General features: G+C 73.7%; 2 protein-coding genes. Both read right to left on the reverse strand.

Going from position 1 to position 2816, the window contains the following annotated elements; translation table 11 throughout:
* The coding region (locus tag OZN99_RS28985) for a hypothetical protein (protein WP_270938689.1) at nucleotides 1-316 on the reverse strand (316 nt) is incomplete at its 3' end.
* Nucleotides 316-2706, reverse strand: coding sequence for a transketolase (locus OZN99_RS28990; protein WP_270938690.1), 2391 nt, complete (start codon nucleotides 2704-2706; stop codon nucleotides 316-318). The genes OZN99_RS28985 and OZN99_RS28990, both read right to left, overlap by 1 nt.
* Nucleotides 2707-2816: the final 110 nt, after the last annotated feature.

Below are 2816 nucleotides of genomic sequence, written 5' to 3' on the forward strand. Positions count from 1 at the left end.
GGGTCCAGCCACGGGCGACGCGCGCCAGCATCGCGGCGACCTCGCCGGGCGTCGCCTCCAGCCCGATCGCCGGCGCCGGCGCGTCGGGCGGCAGGCCCGGGGGCAGCGGCTGCGTCGTCTCGGCTCGGAACTCGGCCGAGCGCAGCATCCGGCGCCGCAGTTGGGCCGCCATGACGCCGCCCTCGATCCGTGCGGTGACCGCCGCCTCGCTTTCCGGGGCGCGGCCCAGGATCCAGCGATAGGCGGCGACCACGTCGTCGCGCCCGACCGGCGCGTCGCCCGGTTCCACCGCCGACCGCTCCGCACGCTCCGCCATCAGCCCGGCAGCAGCGCCTCCGCGCAGGCGTCCAGAATGGCGTCCACGTCCAGCCCATAGGCGCGGTAGAGGTCGGGCAGGTCGCCCGCCTGGCCGAAGCGGTCCACACCGAGCGGCACCATGCGCTGGCCGCGCACCGCGCCCATCCAGGCATGCGCCGCCGGATGCCCGTCCAGCACGCCGACCAGCGCCGCATCGGGGGCGAGCGGCGCCAGCAGTCGCTCGATGGTCGATGGCGCGCCCCCGGCCCCGCCGCGACGCGCCCGCCGCGCCGCCAGCCATTCGGCATGCAGCCGGTCCGGCGAGGTGACGGCGAGCAGGCCCGCGCCCGGCTCCTCCTCCCGCAGCTGGGCGAAGGCCTCCATCGCCTCCTGCGCGACCGGCCCCTGATAGGCGATGGCGATGCGCGCGCCAGGCGCCGGTGGCACCGCCCAGTAGCCGCCGGCCACCACGCCCGCCGCGTCCAGCCGGCGCTCCGGCTGCGCCAGCGCCCGCGTGGACAGGCGCAGCCACACCGCGCTGCCGTCGGGCTTCTGCATGTGGTCGAAGGCATAGCGCATCAGCACCGCCAGCTCGTCGGCATGCGCCGGCTCGAAGGCGGCCAGGCGATCGGCCGCCATGCCCAGCAGCGGCGTGTTGACGCTCTGGTGCTGGCCGCCCTCCGGCGCCAGCGTCAGGCCGGACGGCGTGGAGACCAGCAGGAAGCGCGCATCCTGGTAGCAGGCGTAGATCAGCGCATCGAGGCCGCGGTTGACGAAGGGGTCGTACACCGTGCCGATCGGCAGCAGCCGCGCGCCGTAGAGGTCGTGCGACAGCCCCAGCGCCGAGAGCAGCAGGAACAGGTTCTGCTCGGCGATGCCCAGCTCGATGTGCTGCCCTTCCGGCGCCATGCCCCAGCGCTGCGCGGAGGCGAGCTTCGCGTCGCGGAACACGTCGTTCTTCATGTGCCGGTCGAAGATGCCGCGCCGGTTCACCCAGGGCCCGAGATTGGTGGAGACGGTGACGTCCGGGCTGGTGGTGACGATGCGCTGCGCCAGCTCCTGCGCCTCGCCATGGCCGCGGCCGAGCTCGGCCAGGATCTCGCCGAAGGCCGCCTGGGTGGAGAGCTTGCGGCCGGGCGGCACGCGCAGCGCGGCCAGCATCGCCGGCACATGGACGGCGGGCGCGGACAGCCGCCGGCCTTCCGGCGCCAGGGGGCTGGCGAAGGGCGTCGCCGCCAGGAAGTCGCGGAGCTCGGCCTCGGTCGCCTCCAGCCCCTCGAAGGGGTCCCATTCATGGCCCTCGCGGATGCGCATCGCCTGCTTGAAGGCGGCCATCTGCTCCTTCGTCATCAGCCCGGCGTGGTTGTCCTTGTGCCCGGCGAAGGGCAGGCCCATGCCCTTGATCGTGTAGGCGATGAAGCAGGTCGGCTGGTCGCCGGCCGCGGCCTGCGCGCGGAACGCCTCGATCAGCGTCTCGATGTCGTGACCGCCGAGGTTGGTCATCAGCTCGGCCAGCTCGTCGTCGGTCAGCGGGTCGATGATCGCCCGCACGCCGTCCACGCGCCCGAGATCCGCCAGCACCGCGTTGCGCCAGGCCGCGCCGCCCTGGAAGGTCAGCGCCGCGTAGAGGCTGTTCGGGCAGTCGTCGATCCAGCGCCGCAGCGCGTCGCCCTCCGGCCGCGCGAAGGCGGCCTGCAGCTTGCGCCCGTATTTCAGGGTGACGACGTTCCACCCCATGTCGCGGAACAGCCCCTCGATCCGGCCGAAGAGGCGGTCGGGCACCACGCTGTCCAGGCTCTGGCGGTTGTAGTCCACCACCCACCAGACGTTGCGCACGTCGTGCTTCCAGCCCTCCAGCAGGGCTTCGTAGATGTTGCCCTCGTCGAGCTCGGCGTCGCCGACGATCGCGACATGCCGCCCGGCCGGAATGTCGGGGCGGGCCATGCCGTGGAGATGCACGTAGTCCTGCACCAGGCTGCCGAAGGTGGTCAGCGCGACGCCGAGCCCCACGGAGCCGGTGGAGAAATCCACCTCCGCCCCGTCCTTCACGCGGCTGGGATAGGGCTGGATGCCGCCGAACTCCCGCAGCATCGGCAGCTTCTCGCGCGACTGCCGGCCGAGCAGGTAGTTGATGGCGTGGAACACCGGCCCGGCATGCGGCTTCACCGCCACCCGGTCCTGCGGCCGCAGGATCTCGAGATACAGCGCCGCCATGATGGAGATGCAGGACGCGCAGCTGGCCTGGTGCCCGCCCACCTTCAGCCCGTCGCGGTTGGGCCGGAGGTGGTTGGCGTGGTGGATCATCCAGGCCGAGAGCCAGAGCAGCTTGCGCTCGACCTGGCGCAGCAGCGCCAGCCGCCGCGCCGGGTCCTGCGCCTGTCCCTGCCGGATCGGCCGTTCCGCCGTCATGCGCCCGCTCCCTCGACCGTGGGCGCAAGATAGGGCGGCGGGCGCCGCGCGGCTACCGGCGGGGCGGGGCGCAGGCGCGGAGGGCCGGCGCCGCCGCCACGCCGAGGCCG

The sequence above is a fragment of the Falsiroseomonas oryzae genome (genome assembly GCF_027856955.1).
GTDB classification, from domain to species: domain Bacteria; phylum Pseudomonadota; class Alphaproteobacteria; order Acetobacterales; family Acetobacteraceae; genus Falsiroseomonas; species Falsiroseomonas oryzae.

Bases quoted from the DNA above. Each gene is read 5' to 3' on its own strand.
- OZN99_RS28990 (WP_270938690.1), bottom strand. From the start codon at position 2,706: ATGACGGCGGAACGGCCGATCCGGCAGGGACAGGCGCAGGACCCGGCG.